Genomic DNA, 16,286 nt, shown 5'->3' with positions numbered 1-16,286 from the left:
GGGCTCTAAATTTTTAGAAATGAAAAGAATCGTAACAAAAATAAGAACCGGTATTCGCATGACGGGAGAGTTCTATCAGGATGAAATGAAAGCCATTCTGAAAGACCAGGGAGCGCTGCTTATTTTGTTGGGGGCAATTATCATTTATTCGTTGATTTATGCCTATGCCTACAAAATGGAAGTTGTGCGCGAGATTGATACCGTTGTGGTTGATTTGGATCGTAGTTCTTCAAGCCGCCAGCTGGTGCGCATGATCGATGGCACCGAAGAAGCGAATATCAGTCTTTCGGCAACCAGCATGCAGGAAGCCAAGGAACTTTTTTATGAAGACGACCAAGTTGGAGGAATTGTGGTGATTCCGGCCGGTTTTGAGAAGGACTTGCTGGAGGGAGTTCAAACCGATGTTTCGGTGTATGCTGATGGTAGTTATTTCCTGATCTACCGGCAGCTGGTTGGAGCTGCCGTAAAGTCGGTGGGTACCTTTTCGGCCGGTGTTGAAATCAAGCGCTTGATGGCTGAAGGAAAAACCTACGAACAGGCCATGGCTGCCCGCGATCCGTTATCAGCTGATTTGCATTTTTGGTTCAACTCCTCTTCGGGCTATGGCAGCTTTGTCATGCCCGGCTTGATTTTGATTATTCTGCAGCAAACCTTGCTGATTGGAATTGGAATGATTGGAGGAACCAGCAAAGAAAAGAACCGGCATAGTTTTCAAGTGCCTGTGGCTTTAAGGCGGGGAGGTGTTTTTCCCTTGCTGCTTGGAAAAGGCCTGAGCTACCTGACCATTTACAGCATCAATTGCGTGTTTACGATGGTGTTGCTGCATCATTGGTTTGATTATCCGAACCGCGGCAGTTACCTGCATGTGATGGCGTTGACTGTGCTGTTTTTGCTTGCCGTTATTTTTATGGGAATTACTTTTTCGGTGCTTTTCAAAAAGCGCGAATCCTCCATTTTACTGATGGTTTTCCTGTCGCCCATTGTATTGTTTTTGAGTGGAATTAGCTGGCCGGCCGCTTCAATTCCTCCGTTCCTGTACAAACTGGCCCATGTATTTCCATCAACCATTATGGTTCCGGCTTACTTACGAATACGCAATCTTGGCGTGGAGTTGTCCAGCGTACAGCACGAATACTTTTTGCTGTTGATTCAGGTTGGTTTTTACTTTGCAACGGCCGCTTTGGCTTTGTATGTCGAAACAAGGCGTAACCGGAAGTTAGAGGCGAGAGCAAAGACTCAGGAATCAATCAGGATTCACGAGCGCGGAGAAGAAAGTTAGTTGTCAATTTTCATTTCCGCAGCACTGGAAGCAAAAGTTGGCTGTCAGTTTTCATTTCCGCAGCACCGGAGGCAAAAGTTAGCTGTCAGTTTTCATTTCCGCAGCACCGGAAGTAAAAGTTGGCTGTCGATTTTCATTTCCGCAGCACCGGAAGTAAAAGTTAGCTGTCAGTTTTCATTTCCGCAGCACCGGAGAAGAAAGTTAGCTGTCAATTTTCATTTCCGCAGCACTGGAAATGAAAATCACCCGTCTATTGTCCGTCTCCTAAAGCTTATCCCGGAACTTTTGCCACTTTCAGGCGCTATTCAATCACCTTTTCATTATGACTGTTGACAAACAGCATCGAATCGATGTTGGTGAAACCCTGGAACAACGGTGTGCCCTGGTGTTTGAGGTGGTCGCCCCGGAAACCCAAAATAACCAGTCCGGCATCGGCCGAGCGCTGGTTGATCATCTCCTGGATGCTTACGTTCTCCTGTTCTTCCAAAAACTCAATGTTTTTGAGCGTAATGGGCAGGCGTCCGCGTATAATTAAATCCTGCAGATGGGCCTTGGTTTTTTCGATCTCTCCCGGTTTCGAAATGTCAAAAATCTTGATGGCACTCTTTTTCCAGTCCGGGTGCGCATAAATAATGAAGCTAAGCAGAATCATCAGGTTGGCGTTGAACTCATCGCTTCGTTTCAGCCACAAATGAATGTCCTTGTCCGAATCAATCGGGTCCAGTCCGGTCCGGAGAATCAGCACATCAAAATTCCCGGCATTCACCAGTCCGTAATTTTCAATAATTCGTTTCAAGCCATCTTCATCGTTGATGTTGTTATCAAAAATGAGCATGTTGTTGTCCAACCCGGTAATTCCCGGAAGCTGTACGGCCTGAGCAATGGCCGAGGTATACGAGGGCGAAATCATGGTATCGACATACACCTGACTCTCAATTTTTCCAAATTGAAGGATCAGCTTATCCAGCGTGGCCTTGGCTTCTTTGTTCGAAGCTTTTGAAAAGTAGCCATGAATGAGATGGATGTAGGTGCCAAAGCCATACTTGTACGAAATCCAGTTCAGCAGGTGGAAGGCCTCTTTGCGTTCAAAGGTCTTGTCGGAAATGCAAATGCAGCTGGGCCGCCATTCCGAATAAGAGGTGCGCTTTCGGGCATTTTGCAGGTAAACCTGTAAGTTGCGGTTGAGCTGAAAAATGGCATTGATAAAGATAATTTCCAAGCCTTTCCGGTCCCGGTGATAATGGTTAATCAGGAGGTAAATAATGGTCATGGACAGCAGGGAAATAACGGCATACAGCGCATCAATTTTGAACATGACAAACAAGGCAACCACAAAGCCAATGAGTGAGAAATACCAGCGCGACTTAAACGACGGGCGGTAGGACGGCGAAGCTCCAAAATGATTGAGGAATGAAATCAAACACAAGGAGCCGTAAGTGACCATGAAAAACATGGAGATAATGCCGGCAACAACATCCACATTGCCGAGGGCCACAAAAACAAAAGCAATCAAAATGGTTACCAAGGTAGCATTGATTGGCTCGCCCTTCTTGCGGTCGCTCATTCTTAAAAAGGCGTTTACCTTGATTCCCGGAAAAGACCGGTCGGTGGCCAAGGCTTGCAGCGTTCGGGGAGCCACCATGATGGAACCAATGGCCGATGACAAGGTGGAAGCCGCCAGCCCAATGGGGATAATAATGCTGCCGCCCAAGGCAATGTCTCCCATGATTAATTGCTGTTCTATCAAATCGGTTGAATTGGCTGAAGAGGCCAGTTTCCAGGCAATAAACAAGTAGATGATCATGCCGGAAAAAGTGGCGAGCGTGGTTCCCAACGGAATCGATTTGGATGGGTTTTTCAGTTCGCCCGACAGCCCGACTCCTGCCGTCATACCGGTAAATGCCGGGAAGATAATGGCAAACACGATGAAAAACTGATTCATGTTCCGCATTTCGGCTGAGAAAATCGAAAAGGTATTGGCCTCGTAATAATCAGTTGTTCCGGCAAAAAACAGGATTATGGCCAAGGCCAGGATGCCGACAATGATATACAGTGTTTTAACCCCCATGGCGGCTCCTTTTTTCAAAATTAGAAAGGATAGCGCAGCCATAGCCGGAAGGCTGATGGCTTGCCGGGGAAGCGTAAAATCGTAATTTACCTTCAGGTAGTTAAACAGGAACTCAAAAGATTCGGTAAAGGCGATGACATAAAAGGCTACACTAATGGCTTGCGACAGGTAAAGGGCGATGCCCACTGTGGCGCCAATATTCAAGCCAAACGAGCGTGAAATGATGAAGTATTCGCCGCCGCCTTCCACCCGTTTGTTGGTGGCAATTTCAGAAATGGCCAAGGCTGTGGGGATGGTTACCAAGTGTCCCAATAGGACGATTAAAACAACCCCCCAAAAGCCAAGCGTGCCCACGCCATAGCCAAATCGTAAAAATAGAATGGCTCCGAGAATGGTAGAGATTGCTGTGAAAAACACCGGAGCAGTACCGAATTCTTTTTTTGAAACTGTCATAATTTAGTTGTTTGAATCGATAACAAAGCAAGGCTTGTTTTGATGTTTAACCGTCCAATTTTATGTCTTCCTGCCGTTTCTTATTTTAACATGCAAGATATTAAATTGAGGATTGTGTTGAGGTACTTCGATCAAAAAAAAATGAATGCCTTTTTTCTGATCATTGACTATTTGGTGTGTTGATTATGTGTTTTTTACGCGAATAGAAATAAGTTTTCTGCTGGCTTAAGTCGTCGTAGTTATAAATTTCCTTGTCAGGATGAAGCCTGTAAAAGGCCAGCATGGCGATATCGCCGGCACAAAACAGCGAGTGAATGCACATGAGGCTAATGAAAAAGTAAGCCCAGGCGCTGGACCAAAAAAGCAGAACCCCAAGGATACTAAGTCCTTTGACAAGCCAAAAGGGAGCAAGGGCCACAAATCGGAAAGTGGAGAAATCAATCACTTCCTTATCCACGCCGGCGTAGAATATAAATTTGCGCCAGATGGCGCCAAATTGTACCCTCCCTGTTCCTTTTAAGCGGTAGGCAGCAGCATGAATCAGTTCGTGCAGCACAATCAGCAGCGTGAATGCAAAAAGCAGGGCCAGCCCCATTTTGGCCAGCGGTTGACTTAGCCCGTGCGTGTAGTTGATGATGGCTTTGGCCAGAAGAAATACATACAGGGCAATCATGCTGATTTGGTAGATCGAATAGAGCCGGATCAGGTGCCTTTCGCGCGAAATCTGTTCAAAAATGAACTGCTTAATATGATGATGGTCAATTTCGGCCAGCAGCTCGAATTGCTCCGGATCTTTTAAGTCGTTGGGGGTGAATTGGTGTTTCATTTGGTTTGATCTTTCAGAATGACAACAAAAGCCTTGATTGAAATTAAACGGCTCAGAAAGGCATAGGCAACGCCTGATAGCAGCAGCAGCGCAAAGCCCAGCAGCCGGTCGTTAAGGAAAAGGCTTGCTTTGGCCGCTAAAATACAAAACAAAACAAAGCCCAGAAGTTTCAGCAGTAACAGGTAATCCACCTTAAACTGAAACAACCGGGTGGCAATAACTACCTGCGCCATGGCTGTTAGCAGCTGGGTAGTCAGGCTGGCATAAGCTGACCCGAGAGCCTGAAGCTGCGGTATGAGCAGCAGGTTGAGGCTGACGTTTAACACCACGCCTGCCAAAGCCATTTGGTTGAGTTGTTTCAGGCTGCCGTTGGCTGTTAGCAGCGTGCCGAAAATGTAGGTGGTGGCAATCCCGGTAAATCCGGTCATCAGGATACCCAGCAAAGGGGCCGAAAGTTCAATGTGTTCGTGATAGAGCAGGCTCATGATGGGCTGCGCGTAAAAGATGGAGGCTACAGCCACCAGAATGGTCGGGACAATGAGCAATCGGAAAGCAAATTGTACCAATGGCGAGGGGTTCTCTCCTTGCTTAATCATTCGGGCGAAAATGGGGAGCAGCAACCCGGCAAACAAGGCCCCGAACATGGCCAGGGCATCCAGCAGCCGGAAAGCCTGCGCGTAAATGCCTGCCTGTTCTTTCCCCTGCGAACCGGGAAGCAGGCGCTCCAGCAGGACCGAGTCAATCCGGTTGTAAAACGCCATCAGTAAAATGAGCAGCGCATAAGGAAAGCTTTGTTTCAGCGTTAGGCGGATGTTGTGCCAGTCCAGCCTCATCCGGAAGGTGCCGGCGTAATGCAACACCGTCAGGTAGGTGATGATGGCTGTGAGGACATAGGCCGCGGTTTGCGCATAAACAAACCAGCTGATTGAAAAAGTTTCGGCCAGCCTGGGCGTGAACAACAGTAGGCTGCAAAACACGATCATCAGGCTTCGGTCAAGCACCGAAAGCAGGCTGTCGGTACGAAACAGGTGTAAGCCGCTGATATTGGAGCGTAGGTACAAGGTAAACGAAATCAAAAACTGGTTAAAAATCAGAAACAGCAGCAAGTGAAGCTGAAGCTTGTTGTAGCCAATGAGCGCAGCGGTAAGCAAGCAGACCACGGCGTAAACCACCGCCAGCAAAAATTTCAACCCAACAATGTTGGTAAGCGATTTTTTTAGCAAATGGCTGTTTTGGGCAATGTTCCGGTTGTTGAAATTGGTAATTCCCAAGTCGAGCAGGATATTCAGCAGCAGCGAAAAATTCAGCAAGGAAAAGTACAGGCCATAGCTTTCGGCACCCACCATATTCTGCACGGTTCGGTCAATTCCGAAAATCCAGAAAGGCTTGATCAGAAGATTCAGAAAGAGCACCAGAATTAAATTGGTAACAAACTTGCGTTTCAACGGACGTTTTCTTTAGCGGATTAATTGGCTTAAAAATAATCAAATTTTAGGCAGACTTTGTACATTTGGCTTAGCTTATTCAAAACACCGGGAGCCGGCGAAAAACCTTTGGTTAGTGACTCGGGCTTCAGGCAGGTTAACCAAATTCAGGCAGACCAGATAAAATCAGCAGAGCAACACTGGAAATAAACAACGAAGAATGATCATTGCGGTAAACACACGCTTGTTACAAAAGGATAAACTGGAAGGAATTGGCTGGTTTACATTCGAAACGCTGACCCGGATTACGCGGAATCATCCCGAGCACCAGTTCGTTTTTTTGTTTGACCGGCCTTACAGCAAGGAGTTTGTTTTCTCTGAAAATGTGACTCCCGTAGTGGTTTCGCCGCCTACGCGTCATCCCCTGCTTTGGTGGTTTTGGTTTGAATGTCGCATCCCCCGGGTGCTGAAAAAATACAAGGCCGACCTGTTTGTGTCGCTGGATGGTTATTTGTCGTTGCGCACGGGAGTCAAGCAACTGGCGGTTATTCATGATTTGAACTTTGTGCATCGTCCGCAGGATTTACCTTGGCTGATGGCACGCTATTACAATTATTTTTTTCCGAAATTTGCACGGCGTGCCAAACGGTTGGCAACGGTTTCCAGGTATTCCAAGGAAGACCTTCAGCAAACTTACGGAATTGCCTCTGACTTGATTGATGTGGTTTACAATGGTGTTAACCCGCTGTATGCCCCGACTTCTGAAAAGGAGAAACAGAAAACGCGGCAGCGCTTTACGGCTGGCGAACCCTTCTTTTTGTATGTGGGGTCCTTGCATTCGCGTAAGAATCTGGATGGCCTATTGTTGGCCTATGAAGCTTTTCGCAAGTCCGGAAAGTCCAAAGTTAAGCTGGTTATTGCCGGGCAATTGATGTTTAGCTCCAGAAGGTTGACTCAGGTTTACGGAAGCATGCAGTTTCAGGAAGATGTGATTTTCACCGGGCGACTGTCGGTTGACGATTTGCATCAGGTGTTGGGGGCGGCACTGGCATTGGTTTTTGTGCCTCACTTTGAAGGGTTTGGCATTCCAGTGCTGGAAGGGATGCGTGCAGGAATTCCGGTTATTTGCTCCAACACCAGCTCCTTGCCTGAGGTAGGAGGTGATGCTGTGCTGTATGTCGATCCTGCTCAGCCTCGCCAGTTGGCAGAGGCAATGCTCCGACTGGTTGATGATGCAGATTTGCGGGCTGAGCTGCTTGCAAAAGGACAACAGCAACAAGCTTTGTTTAGCTGGGACAAGACGGCGGAAAGTTTGTGGGAAAGTATTCGACTTTGTTTGGAGTCCTGAGTAAGGAGCCGTTGGAATTGGGATGAAAACCGGTATTTAAAGGGGAACTCCGAAATTTTAAAAATTGAGATTTGAAAAAGACACCAATAAAATTAGAATTGTTTTTGAAAGAAGGTCGGGTGGAAGCTGGCTGTGATGAGGCGGGGCGTGGTTGCCTGGCCGGGCCGGTATTTGCTGCGGCTGTGATTTTGCCGGCTGACTTTCAGTGCGACTTACTGAATGATTCCAAGAAATTGACCGAAAAGCAACGCTACCAGCTTCGGCCTGTTATTGAAGAGCAGGCTTTGGCCTATGGAGTAGGGGTGGTTAGCAACGAGGAAGTGGATGAGATTAATGTGTTGAATGCTTCGTTTTTGGCTATGCACCGGGCGGTGAAGCAGCTGAAAGTGAAACCCGAACACCTCCTGATTGATGGTAACCGATTTAAACCATATTCCGGCATTTCACACGACTGCATCGTTAAGGGCGATGGCAAATTTTTGGCTATTGCGGCGGCATCGGTATTGGCTAAAACCTATCGCGACGATTATATGAATGAGCTGGATGAAGCATTTCCGGTTTACCAATGGCGCAAGAACAAAGGATACCCCACGAAAGTGCATCGTCAGGCTATTCAGCAGCACGGGCCTACGCCCTATCATCGGATGAGCTTTCGCCTGCTGGATGAACAATTGAAGCTGGAACTGTAATCAGCGAGCTTAAATGGTGGAAAATGGCCGTGTATCCTGCCTTTTATCACTTTTTATTTTAGCCTTATTTAATTACTTTGGACTGTATTTTCTGATGGATTCCGGCACTGCTTGTTCGTGCAACCAGTGTCACTAGAAACAAGTTGATACTCAAATACTCAAATACTCAAAACATGTACGGGAAAATTAAACAAGATTTACAGCAATCTCTCGAAGAATTAAAAGAGCAGGGATTGTATAAAACCGAACGTATTATCACTTCATCTCAAAGCTCAAGCATTGAGGTTGGTTCCGACAAGCAAGTGTTGAACTTTTGTGCCAACAACTACCTTGGTCTGGCGAATCATCCGGAAGTGGTAAAAGCTGCTCAGGATGTGATGAATGACTGGGGCTTCGGTCTTTCTTCGGTTCGTTTTATTTGTGGAACACAAGCCATTCACAAGGAACTGGAGCAAAAAACATCTGAATTTTTAGGAACGGAAGATACCATTTTGTATTGTGCCGCTTTTGACGCTAACGGTGGTGTGTTTGAACCGCTGCTGGGGCCTGATTCTGCCATTATTTCGGATGAACTGAACCACGCTTCCATTATTGACGGAGTACGCTTGTGTAAAGCCCAGCGCTTTCGCTACAAGCACTCCAACATGGAAGAGCTGGAGCAATGCCTGATCGATAGCCAGTCGGCGAAATATCGTGTGGTGGTTACTGACGGCGTATTCTCGATGGATGGAGATTTGGCCAAGTTGCCCGAGATTGTAGAATTGTGTGAGAAGTACGATGCCTTGGTCATGGTGGATGATTCACATGCTTCAGGCTACATTGGTGCTACCGGACGGGGTACAGCCGAACATTTTGGCTTGCTGGGTAAGATCGATATTATTACCACAACCTTCGGAAAAGCGCTTGGCGGTGGTAACGGAGGTTGTACTTCAGGCCGTAAAGAAATTATTGAGATGTTGCGTCAGCGCTCGCGTCCTTATTTGTTCTCCAATACCTTATCACCAGCAACCGTTGGGGCGACTTTGAAGGTGCTGGAGATGCTGACTGCTTCTTCGGACCTGCAAAACCGGACGATGAAAAATGCTGACCGTTTCCGTGGTAAAATGGAAGCTGCCGGCTTTGACCTGGTGAAAGGCGAAACAGCAATTGTGCCAGTGATGTTGTACGATGCCCCTTTGGCTGTAAAATTTGCCGATAAATTGCTGGAAGAAGGCATTTACGTGATTGGCTTTGTTTACCCAGTTGTGCCTAAAGGAAAGGCACGCATCCGGGTACAACTGTCCGCTGCTCATACCGAAGCACAAATTGATCAGGCTGTTGAGGCCTTTATCAAAGTAGGAAAAGAGCTGAAAGTGATTTAAGAAAAACTTCTTTACAATAGATGGGCTCCACCGGTGAAAACGTGTGGAGCCCTTTTTGTTTTTAAAGAGGAGCTTTTCCAATGGCCGAAAGCTTTTCATTGATCTCGAATACACGCCCACGGATATTCGAATAGCCCCACTCGGCAAGTCTTTCGGAGTGTTTTGCCAGGTACTTTTCGGCATTTTCCCTGGTGTCAAACGGGTAGACACCTCCGGCAATTTCATCTTTCTCGCTCTCGGTCCATATTTTCCAAATACAACCGGGTTCTTTCATGATACTTTGTGCAAGTTCAGTCATCTGACTGGCCATTGCATCTCCCCAAAGTTCTTTATGAGGAAAATCAACACACATAATCACTGCCATAATAATTCATTTTATCGTTGTTAAAAAGAAGGATTGTTAAGTGTTCGTGAAACGACAAGAGAACAAAAACCTTGCAATGAAGTTTAATGCAACTCTCCGTATTTTCGTAAATGGAAGTTAGCGATCAGTGCTTGAGGCTTTTTGTTTTGAAATGAAACTTTTCGGCTTTAACGTGTTCGGAAGGAATTGTGAAGTTTTGGTATCGGTTGGGGGTGGCGGTTGCCTGTGTTGGCTTTTTGAAGAAGGCTATTTAGATGCGTTTCTAGCGCTGGAAAACTGCTTTGAGAATTTGAAGATAACCAGCAATAGCCAACTTCCCGGAGGTATGCTTAACCTCCGGGAAGATGAGTTTGTATTAAAAAAGTGAGGGGGAGTTGTTCGTTTCATAGGACTTGGCAGAAACGTAATTACCATTGGCTTCCGGCTGGAAGGGAATATCGAGGATTTGTATCCGGTGTTCGCCTTTCCAGTTTGTGTAAGTCAGTTCCTCTCCAATCTTCCCTAAGAAAATAGCAACACCTAATGCCGAGAACAGCGAAACCCTGTTTTCTCTGACATTATCAAACGTGGGATAGACCAGTTTGATGCTATAGGTAAGTATCGGGTTAATCTGCCTCAGCGTTACAACCGAGTTCATCGTAACAATGTTGGAAGGCAATTCATGAGGTTGGACAATTTGAGCTGAAAGGAGCTTCTTTTTAACCAACTGAATGCTTTCCGAACGGGATGAATAGGCGCTTTCGATTGAATTGACGAGGGGCATGATTTTGTTGAAGTCAACAATTGATACCAGCATCGGCTCTATCTCTTTTTGCGTTTAACAACTTTTTCGTCCTCCTTTTTTAGCTTCTTTTCAAGCCTTCGTTCTTTTAAACTTTTTTTCGGTTCTTTCAAATTACCTTTTGCCATGATTTTAATTTTTAAGGTTAATAAAAACAAGACATATTGTAAAGAGTAAACCGTCGTTTATACGGTATACTCGCCTTGAGACTCAGGTTGATATAAAATGCTTTTGATTTCCATTTTCTTAATTCCTTTCGGAACATTAAAGGAAATTGTATCTCCGGCTTTGTAGCCTAAAAGGGCGCTGCCCATGGGCGACAGAACGCTAATTTTACCGTTCTTCAGGTTCGCCTCTTCGGGGTAAACCAGTTGAAAAGTCATGACCCTCTTCGTATCCGGGTCAAGGACCTCTACCTTTGAATTCATAGTAACATAATCCGGTGCGATGGCTTTGGATTCAACTTTGGCCGCCCGGTTAATTTCTTCGGTTAAGAAGGGTAAGTTTCTGACTTCGATCGCTTGAAGTTTCTTTTCTGAAAGCGTGAGTTTGCTCAAACGGGCAAAATCCAATTCCGTGATTGTAATTTGTTTATCCATAGGTATAAAAGATTAATTGTTGTTAAACGAAAAAAAATAGTCTGATTGGGGTTGTTAGGAAGATTACCTGAACAACCGTGAAGTGCTGAAGTCTGATTGGTCGCTGCCTTCAGGAAGTGAACCTTTCTGACTCCGCATGGAGGCAAGTGACAGCCGGTGCTGCTGCCGGGCATGGAGTTTGTCTTCCAGCAGATCACGGGGCATCAGGCCATAAGAATCCTGTGTACGGAGCATTGGGTAATGCCCGTCCCAAAACGAAGTCTTATGTAATGTCAGGTTCCTAATCATTTTACTTTTGCAATGCCATCATTTTGGTTGCTTTTTGAGGCAACCAATTGGGTGCATAAAAAAACGGATACGACCCAAAAGCATCGCATCCGATGTAAATGTAAGTAATATTTTTGTATTTTCACACAAATTTTAGTGGATGAAAAATAAATACGCGCTTTTTAAGCAGCTGATTGATTTATTCGAAGAGTATGAGCAGGGCGAGGAACACATGGATTTGCTTGGGTTTTCGCGCTGGATGATTGGTCGGTTGGAAGAGGAGCCAGAATTAAATCAAAAAGTCGTATCGAAGAATAAGATTCCCCAGGATGGGGCTTCAACCTCTTTTTTGCTGGAGTTGAATGAAAAAGCCCGTTTCTTGGAAATTATTTCCCGCATGGCCCGCTACCATGAATTTTACACCCGAAAGGCTCTGAAAGACCTGATTATAAACACCCGCCTCGAATTTTTATTTCTCCAGTCCATTGACCAGATGGAAAAAGCGAAAAAGACGGATCTCATCAATACTTATCATTTGGAATACACTACCGGCATGGACACGATCCGGCGATTGAAGAATAATGGCTTGCTGGATGAAAAGCAGGACGAGTCGGATAAGCGAGCCAAATTGTTATTGCTTACAGAGAAAGGCAAACAGGTTTTAAGCCAGTCAATCAAGCGAATTAAGGATGAGAACACCTTGTTTTTTGCGGCCATCAGCGAAAATAAGTGGAAGAAAGTCTTGCCTGTTTTGGAGGAGATTGATGTATTTCATGATGAGGTTTATCAAAATCATGGCGATAAACCCTTCGCAGAAATTTCGAACCTGATGGATTCGCTCAAGCACTACCGGAAATAGCTGTCGTCTGATCGTTCTAAGAACCTGTTGGCAGAAAATAAAAAATCCGACTTGCAGATACAAATCGGATTTTTGAAATGTGTAAATATCACTAGTTTATAGTTCAATGATCTCGCCATTGTAGAAGTCCAGAATCTTGGTGCGGAAAATGTAGTCGTATTTGGCTTGTGCCAGGTCGCTTTTCGCCTTGGCCAGGTTGTTTTTCGATTGGTTGTACTCCACTGAGTTAACCATGCCAACATTGAATTTTTCTTCCGTATAACGGAAAGCTTCCTGCATGGATTCTACCGCTTTGTTGCTGGCCATGTATTTCTTCAGGGCGGCCAGGGCATTGGTGTAGGCTTGTTCAATTTCTTTGCGCAACACGTTCTTGGTGCTTTGCAATTCCAGCTCTTGGTTCAACACCTGCAATTCGGCATTTTTAATTTGGGTTCGAACCTGTCCTTTGCTGAAAATAGGAATGCGCATGTTGACCCCTACGCCATAACGTTCGTTGTTTTTTAGCTGGTCATTAAATGAAATCTTATCTCCAACTAAATCTTCATACTTGTTATTGTACGAGTTGTAGTAGTCGGCGCCAAACGAAACAGACGGGTACAAGCTGCCCTTGGCAATGGCCACCTGCTCTTTCGAACTTCCCAACCGGTATTCGGCGCTTTTCACTTCAGGGCGAATATTGACGGCATTACGAAAGACCTGCATTGAGTTGAGCAGAGTTCCGTTGGCTTTAACAACGGGTAACACCGGTTCTGCAATTTTAAACTGCTCGGTGGAGGGCAATTCCAGCAACTGGTACAAATTTAAGTAGGCCAGTTGAAGGCTGTTCTGCTGATTCACCAGGTTGAGCTCTTCGCCGGCCAGCTGTGCCTCTATTTCTAAAAGGCTGCCTTTGGCCAGGCTGCCGGCATCCACCAGCTTACGGGTGCGTTCAATCTGCAGCTTGGTCACCTCCATCTGATCTTCGGCAACTTGCACCAGTTCTTCGGCAAATAAAATTTCGAGGTATGACGCGGCAATAAAAAGCATGATGTCGTCCTTGGCTTTTTGCAGGTCGGCCAGGCTGGCTTTTAAATCAAGGTCTGCTTTGTCGATGCTGTTTTGCAGTGTAAAACCATTCCATAGCGTCACGTTGGCGCTTAGGTTGCCATTGGTTTGGTTCGAGTTGTAGTTGGCATAGGTATTATCGTATTGCAGCGTCCGCCCAAAATTGAAGCTGTTGGATAAGCCTCCGCTGACCGAAGGCAACAGGTTTTTTTTGGCTTGTTTCAGTTCATTGCCGTAATAGTCGGTATTGATGCTTTGCTGCTGAATTTGAATGTTGTTTTCGAGCGCATAGTTAATGCACTTTTGCAGGTCCCAGGTTTCCTGAGCACTGATTGTTCCGGAGAATACAAATAGCATTAAGAACGCGAGCGGAAATAGATGTTTCATAGTTGTTCTTTTTATGTTTTGAACGGAGCTAATTTAATCATTCGTTTGTAATTACGCCGGATTAGCCCTGGTTATTTTTGTCTTCTTTCAGCTTTTTAGGGTCAATTTTTTCGCCTTTTACTTTCTCTTCTTTCGTTAATCCTGAAACCACTTCAATGTTGATTCCATCAGAAATACCGGTTTCTACTTTTCGTTTTTCAAATACCTGTTCTTCTTCGTTGATCAACACTTCCACAAAGGCCGAGTCATTTTCAAACTTAAGCATGCCTTCCGGAATGACTAAAACGCTGTCTTTGCGCTCCAATACAATGCTGGCGTTGGCACTGTATCCGGCCCGGATGAACTGGTTGTCTTTCAGCGAAACGTCGGCTTTAATTTCAAACTGAATGGCTCCGTTTTCTTCTTTTCCCTTGGGTGAAATGTACTCAAGTATGGCCTGAAATTTTTCTTTTTCAATGGCGCCAATTTCCAGTTCAATGGGCATGCCCTCTTTAATTTTGCCAACTTCGGTTTCATCCACTTTCCCTTCAAAAATCATGTCCTGCATGTCGGCAATAGCGGCAATGGTGGTACCCTCGTTAAACGTGTTGGATTGAATGACCGAGTTGCCTTCTTCAACCGGAACATCGAGCACCATGCCATCAATGGTAGAGCGAACAAGAGTATTGGTGGCAGTTTTCGCTTTTTTGGTCACACCGTTTTTAATCAGCTCAAGGTTATTCTCGGCAGCGGCCAATTCCTCTTTGGCCGAGTCGTAAGCCACTTTGGCATTTTTAAATTCTTCGTAGGAAATCACATCGGTGTCGAATAATTTTTGCTGACGTTGATAATCAATTTTGGCATCTTCAAAATTGATGTTTGCCCGGTTCAGGCGTGATTCGGCCGCATTGAGGTTAACCATGTCGGGGATGATTTTGATTTTGGCAATCACTTGGTCTTTTTTTACAAAGTCGCCGGCCAAAATGTAAATTTCATCAATGATACCCGAAACCTGGGGTTTAATTTCAATTTCCTGGCGTGGTACCACCGATCCGGTGGCCACCGTTTTCCGGATAACATTGCTGACAAAGGGTGTTTTGGTTTCAAAAACATCCGGTTGTTTTTTTGATTTGGTGTAGAGGAAGTAAATCGTACCTCCAAAAATGCCTACGATGAGGACTATTCCTAAAATTTTGAAAATCTTTTTCATGGTGTTGGTTTTATTATTGTTTCTGTTTCAATGTTCTTTGAGTTTTTATTTTCAAGTATTTCCTGTTTTTAGCCTTCATCACGCAGGGCATCAATAGGTTTTATTCTGATGGCTCGTCGTGCCGGAATAAAACCGGCAAAAGCGCCGGCAAAAACCAAAACAGCCAAGGCTGATAAGGCCATGCTAAGGTTAACTTCCGGATTGCGGAAAAAGACCTCATCGCCGGCAGCCAGCAATATCTGGTTCAGTACTTCGAGCAGGCCAACGCCGAGCGAAAGGCCAACATAGCCGGCCATCACGGTCAGGAAGACACTTTCGGCAATGATGTGTAACATGATTTTTGCCGGAGTGGCACCAATGGCTCGCTGGATACCGATTTCCTGGGTTCGCTCCTTAATAATCACGAGCATGATGTTGCTCACACCAATCACGCCTGCCATGAGTGTTCCGATACCAACAATCCAGGTCAGGGCCTGAATGCCGAAAAACAGCATGGAGAACTTTTTAAACTCGGCTTCAATGTTGAATGAGCCAATGGCCTGCATGTCATCGGGGGCAATTTTGTGGCGTTCTTTCAAAATCCGTTTGAGCTTTTCTTCCAAGGCGCTAACACTGGTTCCACGGTTGGCAGTAACCGAAAAAAAGTGAATCTCATCGCCATAGTTGTAAGCGGTTTGCATAGTTGAAAACGGGATGATGATGGTTTCTTCTTTTTTACCGCCCCCAATATTGATCCGTGTTTCGGGATGAATGACCCCCACCACCTGAAAATAGACGCCACTGATTTTGAGGTACTGTCCGATGGGATCTTCCTCTTTATCAAACATCACTTCTTCCACGCGTTCGCCAATGACGCAAACTTTCCGTTTTTGGCGAACGTCAATTTCGTTCATCAGCCGGCCTTTTACCGGTGTCCATCCATCAATTTTGAAGTAATCGGGGTAATCGCCAAAGATGTTGAAGGCGCCGGTTCGTTCTCCGCGAACGGTATTGTCGCCGTTTTGTTGCCAACCAAAAAGCCGGGGGGACAAGTACTCAATTTCGGATACATTCTGACGGATGTATTCAATGTCCTGGTTGTTGTATATCCAGCGTCGTCCGCGTTGAAAGCCTTCGTAGGGAACACTGGTGCGTTCGGTCCAGAAAAAGGCCGAGTTGGTGGCAAAGGCTTTGACCCCTTCCATTACACCGTTTTCCAATGCGCGTCCGGCTCCCGACATGATGATAAGCATGAAAATACCCCAAAATACGCCAAAGGCGGTCATGAAACTGCGCAGGCGGTTTTGCCGGAGGGCACTTAATATTTCTTTCCAAAGATCAAGATCTAACATGGTGCTGATTTTTTGAA

At 45.6% G+C, this 16,286-nt stretch carries 15 protein-coding genes; 5 read left to right on the top strand and 10 right to left on the bottom strand.

Features of this window, described 5'->3' with window-relative positions; genetic code table 11:
- Window positions 1-19 precede the first annotated feature (19 nt).
- Window positions 20-1,279 (top strand): ABC transporter permease, encoded by a 1,260-nt coding sequence (locus ACRD6K_RS06365; RefSeq protein WP_430972563.1) that lies wholly within the window; start codon window positions 20-22, stop codon window positions 1,277-1,279.
- A gap of 301 nt (window positions 1,280-1,580) precedes the next feature.
- On the opposite strand, the gene ACRD6K_RS06360 is transcribed toward ACRD6K_RS06365, so the two are convergent.
- The 3 genes from ACRD6K_RS06360 to ACRD6K_RS06350 form a co-directional block, all read right to left on the bottom strand.
- A complete protein-coding gene (locus tag ACRD6K_RS06360; protein WP_430972562.1) occupies window positions 1,581-3,800 on the bottom strand; it encodes an amino acid permease in 2,220 nt (739 codons plus the stop codon).
- A 160-nt stretch (window positions 3,801-3,960) separates the two neighbouring features.
- Window positions 3,961-4,626, bottom strand: coding sequence for a DUF3267 domain-containing protein (locus ACRD6K_RS06355; protein WP_430972561.1), 666 nt, complete (start codon window positions 4,624-4,626; stop codon window positions 3,961-3,963).
- Window positions 4,623-6,071, bottom strand: coding sequence for an oligosaccharide flippase family protein (locus ACRD6K_RS06350; RefSeq protein WP_430972560.1), 1,449 nt, complete (start codon window positions 6,069-6,071; stop codon window positions 4,623-4,625). Before ACRD6K_RS06350 ends, ACRD6K_RS06355 begins: the two co-directional genes overlap by 4 nt.
- Before the next feature lie 199 nt (window positions 6,072-6,270).
- Between ACRD6K_RS06350 and ACRD6K_RS06345 the strand changes: the two genes are divergently transcribed.
- The 3 genes from ACRD6K_RS06345 to kbl all read left to right on the top strand — a co-directional run bounded on the left by ACRD6K_RS06345 (window position 6,271) and on the right by kbl (window position 9,448).
- A complete protein-coding gene (locus ACRD6K_RS06345) occupies window positions 6,271-7,398 on the top strand; it encodes a glycosyltransferase family 4 protein (protein WP_430972559.1) in 1,128 nt (375 codons plus the stop codon).
- A gap of 71 nt (window positions 7,399-7,469) precedes the next feature.
- Window positions 7,470-8,087, top strand: coding sequence for a ribonuclease HII (gene rnhB / locus ACRD6K_RS06340; protein WP_430972558.1), 618 nt, complete (start codon window positions 7,470-7,472; stop codon window positions 8,085-8,087).
- Between the two features lie 173 nt (window positions 8,088-8,260).
- Window positions 8,261-9,448 carry a glycine C-acetyltransferase gene (gene kbl / locus ACRD6K_RS06335; protein WP_299578981.1) on the top strand — a complete coding sequence of 396 codons (1,188 nt, stop codon included), beginning with the start codon at window positions 8,261-8,263 and terminating at the stop codon, window positions 9,446-9,448.
- 61 nt (window positions 9,449-9,509) lie between these two features.
- On the opposite strand, the gene ACRD6K_RS06330 is transcribed toward kbl, so the two are convergent.
- From ACRD6K_RS06330 to ACRD6K_RS06315, 4 genes are all read right to left on the bottom strand, one after another.
- Window positions 9,510-9,812, bottom strand: coding sequence for a monooxygenase (locus ACRD6K_RS06330; RefSeq protein WP_430972557.1), 303 nt, complete (start codon window positions 9,810-9,812; stop codon window positions 9,510-9,512).
- 355 nt (window positions 9,813-10,167) lie between these two features.
- On the bottom strand, window positions 10,168-10,608 hold the full coding sequence (locus ACRD6K_RS06325; RefSeq protein ID WP_430972556.1) for a GreA/GreB family elongation factor: 441 nt from the start codon (window positions 10,606-10,608) through the stop codon (window positions 10,168-10,170).
- A gap of 170 nt (window positions 10,609-10,778) precedes the next feature.
- Entirely contained in the window at window positions 10,779-11,192 is a 414-nt protein-coding gene (locus ACRD6K_RS06320; RefSeq protein WP_430972555.1) for a GreA/GreB family elongation factor, read from the bottom strand.
- 63 nt (window positions 11,193-11,255) lie between these two features.
- Complete coding sequence (locus tag ACRD6K_RS06315) at window positions 11,256-11,480, bottom strand: hypothetical protein (RefSeq protein ID WP_430972554.1); 225 nt, start codon at window positions 11,478-11,480, stop codon at window positions 11,256-11,258.
- A 139-nt stretch (window positions 11,481-11,619) separates the two neighbouring features.
- On the opposite strand from ACRD6K_RS06315, the gene ACRD6K_RS06310 reads away from it, so the two are divergent.
- Window positions 11,620-12,318: a MarR family winged helix-turn-helix transcriptional regulator gene (locus tag ACRD6K_RS06310; protein WP_430972553.1), complete on the top strand. Its 699-nt coding sequence runs from the start codon at window positions 11,620-11,622 to the stop codon at window positions 12,316-12,318.
- 96 nt (window positions 12,319-12,414) lie between these two features.
- Here ACRD6K_RS06310 and ACRD6K_RS06305 read toward each other — a convergent pair whose 3' ends face one another.
- The 3 genes from ACRD6K_RS06305 to ACRD6K_RS06295 all read right to left on the bottom strand — a co-directional run bounded on the left by ACRD6K_RS06305 (window position 12,415) and on the right by ACRD6K_RS06295 (window position 16,269).
- A complete protein-coding gene (locus ACRD6K_RS06305) occupies window positions 12,415-13,749 on the bottom strand; it encodes a TolC family protein (protein WP_430972552.1) in 1,335 nt (444 codons plus the stop codon).
- 61 nt (window positions 13,750-13,810) lie between these two features.
- Window positions 13,811-14,938, bottom strand: coding sequence for an efflux RND transporter periplasmic adaptor subunit (locus ACRD6K_RS06300; RefSeq protein WP_430972551.1), 1,128 nt, complete (start codon window positions 14,936-14,938; stop codon window positions 13,811-13,813).
- Window positions 14,939-15,006: 68 nt separating this feature from the next.
- Entirely contained in the window at window positions 15,007-16,269 is a 1,263-nt protein-coding gene (locus ACRD6K_RS06295) for an ABC transporter permease (protein WP_299578973.1), read from the bottom strand.
- Between the last annotated feature and the right edge of the window lie 17 nt (window positions 16,270-16,286).

This window comes from Sunxiuqinia rutila (genome assembly GCF_050589705.1).
GTDB lineage: Bacteria > Bacteroidota > Bacteroidia > Bacteroidales > Prolixibacteraceae > Sunxiuqinia > Sunxiuqinia rutila.
The sequence above is the reverse complement of the archived record's forward strand: the minus strand, read 5'-3'. Positions and strand labels throughout refer to the sequence as shown.

What these genes read in the sequence shown, in the direction of transcription:
- ACRD6K_RS06365 (WP_430972563.1), top strand. Translation starts at nt 20, where the DNA reads ATGAAAAGAATCGTAACAAAAATAAGAACCGGTATTCGCATGACGGGA.
- ACRD6K_RS06360 (WP_430972562.1), bottom strand. Translation starts at nt 3,800, where the DNA reads ATGACAGTTTCAAAAAAAGAATTCGGTACTGCTCCGGTGTTTTTCACA.
- ACRD6K_RS06355 (WP_430972561.1), bottom strand. Translation starts at nt 4,626, where the DNA reads ATGAAACACCAATTCACCCCCAACGACTTAAAAGATCCGGAGCAATTC.
- ACRD6K_RS06345 (WP_430972559.1), top strand. Translation starts at nt 6,271, where the DNA reads ATGATCATTGCGGTAAACACACGCTTGTTACAAAAGGATAAACTGGAA.
- kbl (WP_299578981.1), top strand. Translation starts at nt 8,261, where the DNA reads ATGTACGGGAAAATTAAACAAGATTTACAGCAATCTCTCGAAGAATTA.
- ACRD6K_RS06330 (WP_430972557.1), bottom strand. Translation starts at nt 9,812, where the DNA reads ATGGCAGTGATTATGTGTGTTGATTTTCCTCATAAAGAACTTTGGGGA.
- ACRD6K_RS06325 (WP_430972556.1), bottom strand. Translation starts at nt 10,608, where the DNA reads ATGCTGGTATCAATTGTTGACTTCAACAAAATCATGCCCCTCGTCAAT.
- ACRD6K_RS06320 (WP_430972555.1), bottom strand. Translation starts at nt 11,192, where the DNA reads ATGGATAAACAAATTACAATCACGGAATTGGATTTTGCCCGTTTGAGC.
- ACRD6K_RS06315 (WP_430972554.1), bottom strand. Translation starts at nt 11,480, where the DNA reads ATGATTAGGAACCTGACATTACATAAGACTTCGTTTTGGGACGGGCAT.
- ACRD6K_RS06310 (WP_430972553.1), top strand. Translation starts at nt 11,620, where the DNA reads ATGAAAAATAAATACGCGCTTTTTAAGCAGCTGATTGATTTATTCGAA.
- ACRD6K_RS06305 (WP_430972552.1), bottom strand. Translation starts at nt 13,749, where the DNA reads ATGAAACATCTATTTCCGCTCGCGTTCTTAATGCTATTTGTATTCTCC.
- ACRD6K_RS06300 (WP_430972551.1), bottom strand. Translation starts at nt 14,938, where the DNA reads ATGAAAAAGATTTTCAAAATTTTAGGAATAGTCCTCATCGTAGGCATT.
- ACRD6K_RS06295 (WP_299578973.1), bottom strand. Translation starts at nt 16,269, where the DNA reads ATGTTAGATCTTGATCTTTGGAAAGAAATATTAAGTGCCCTCCGGCAA.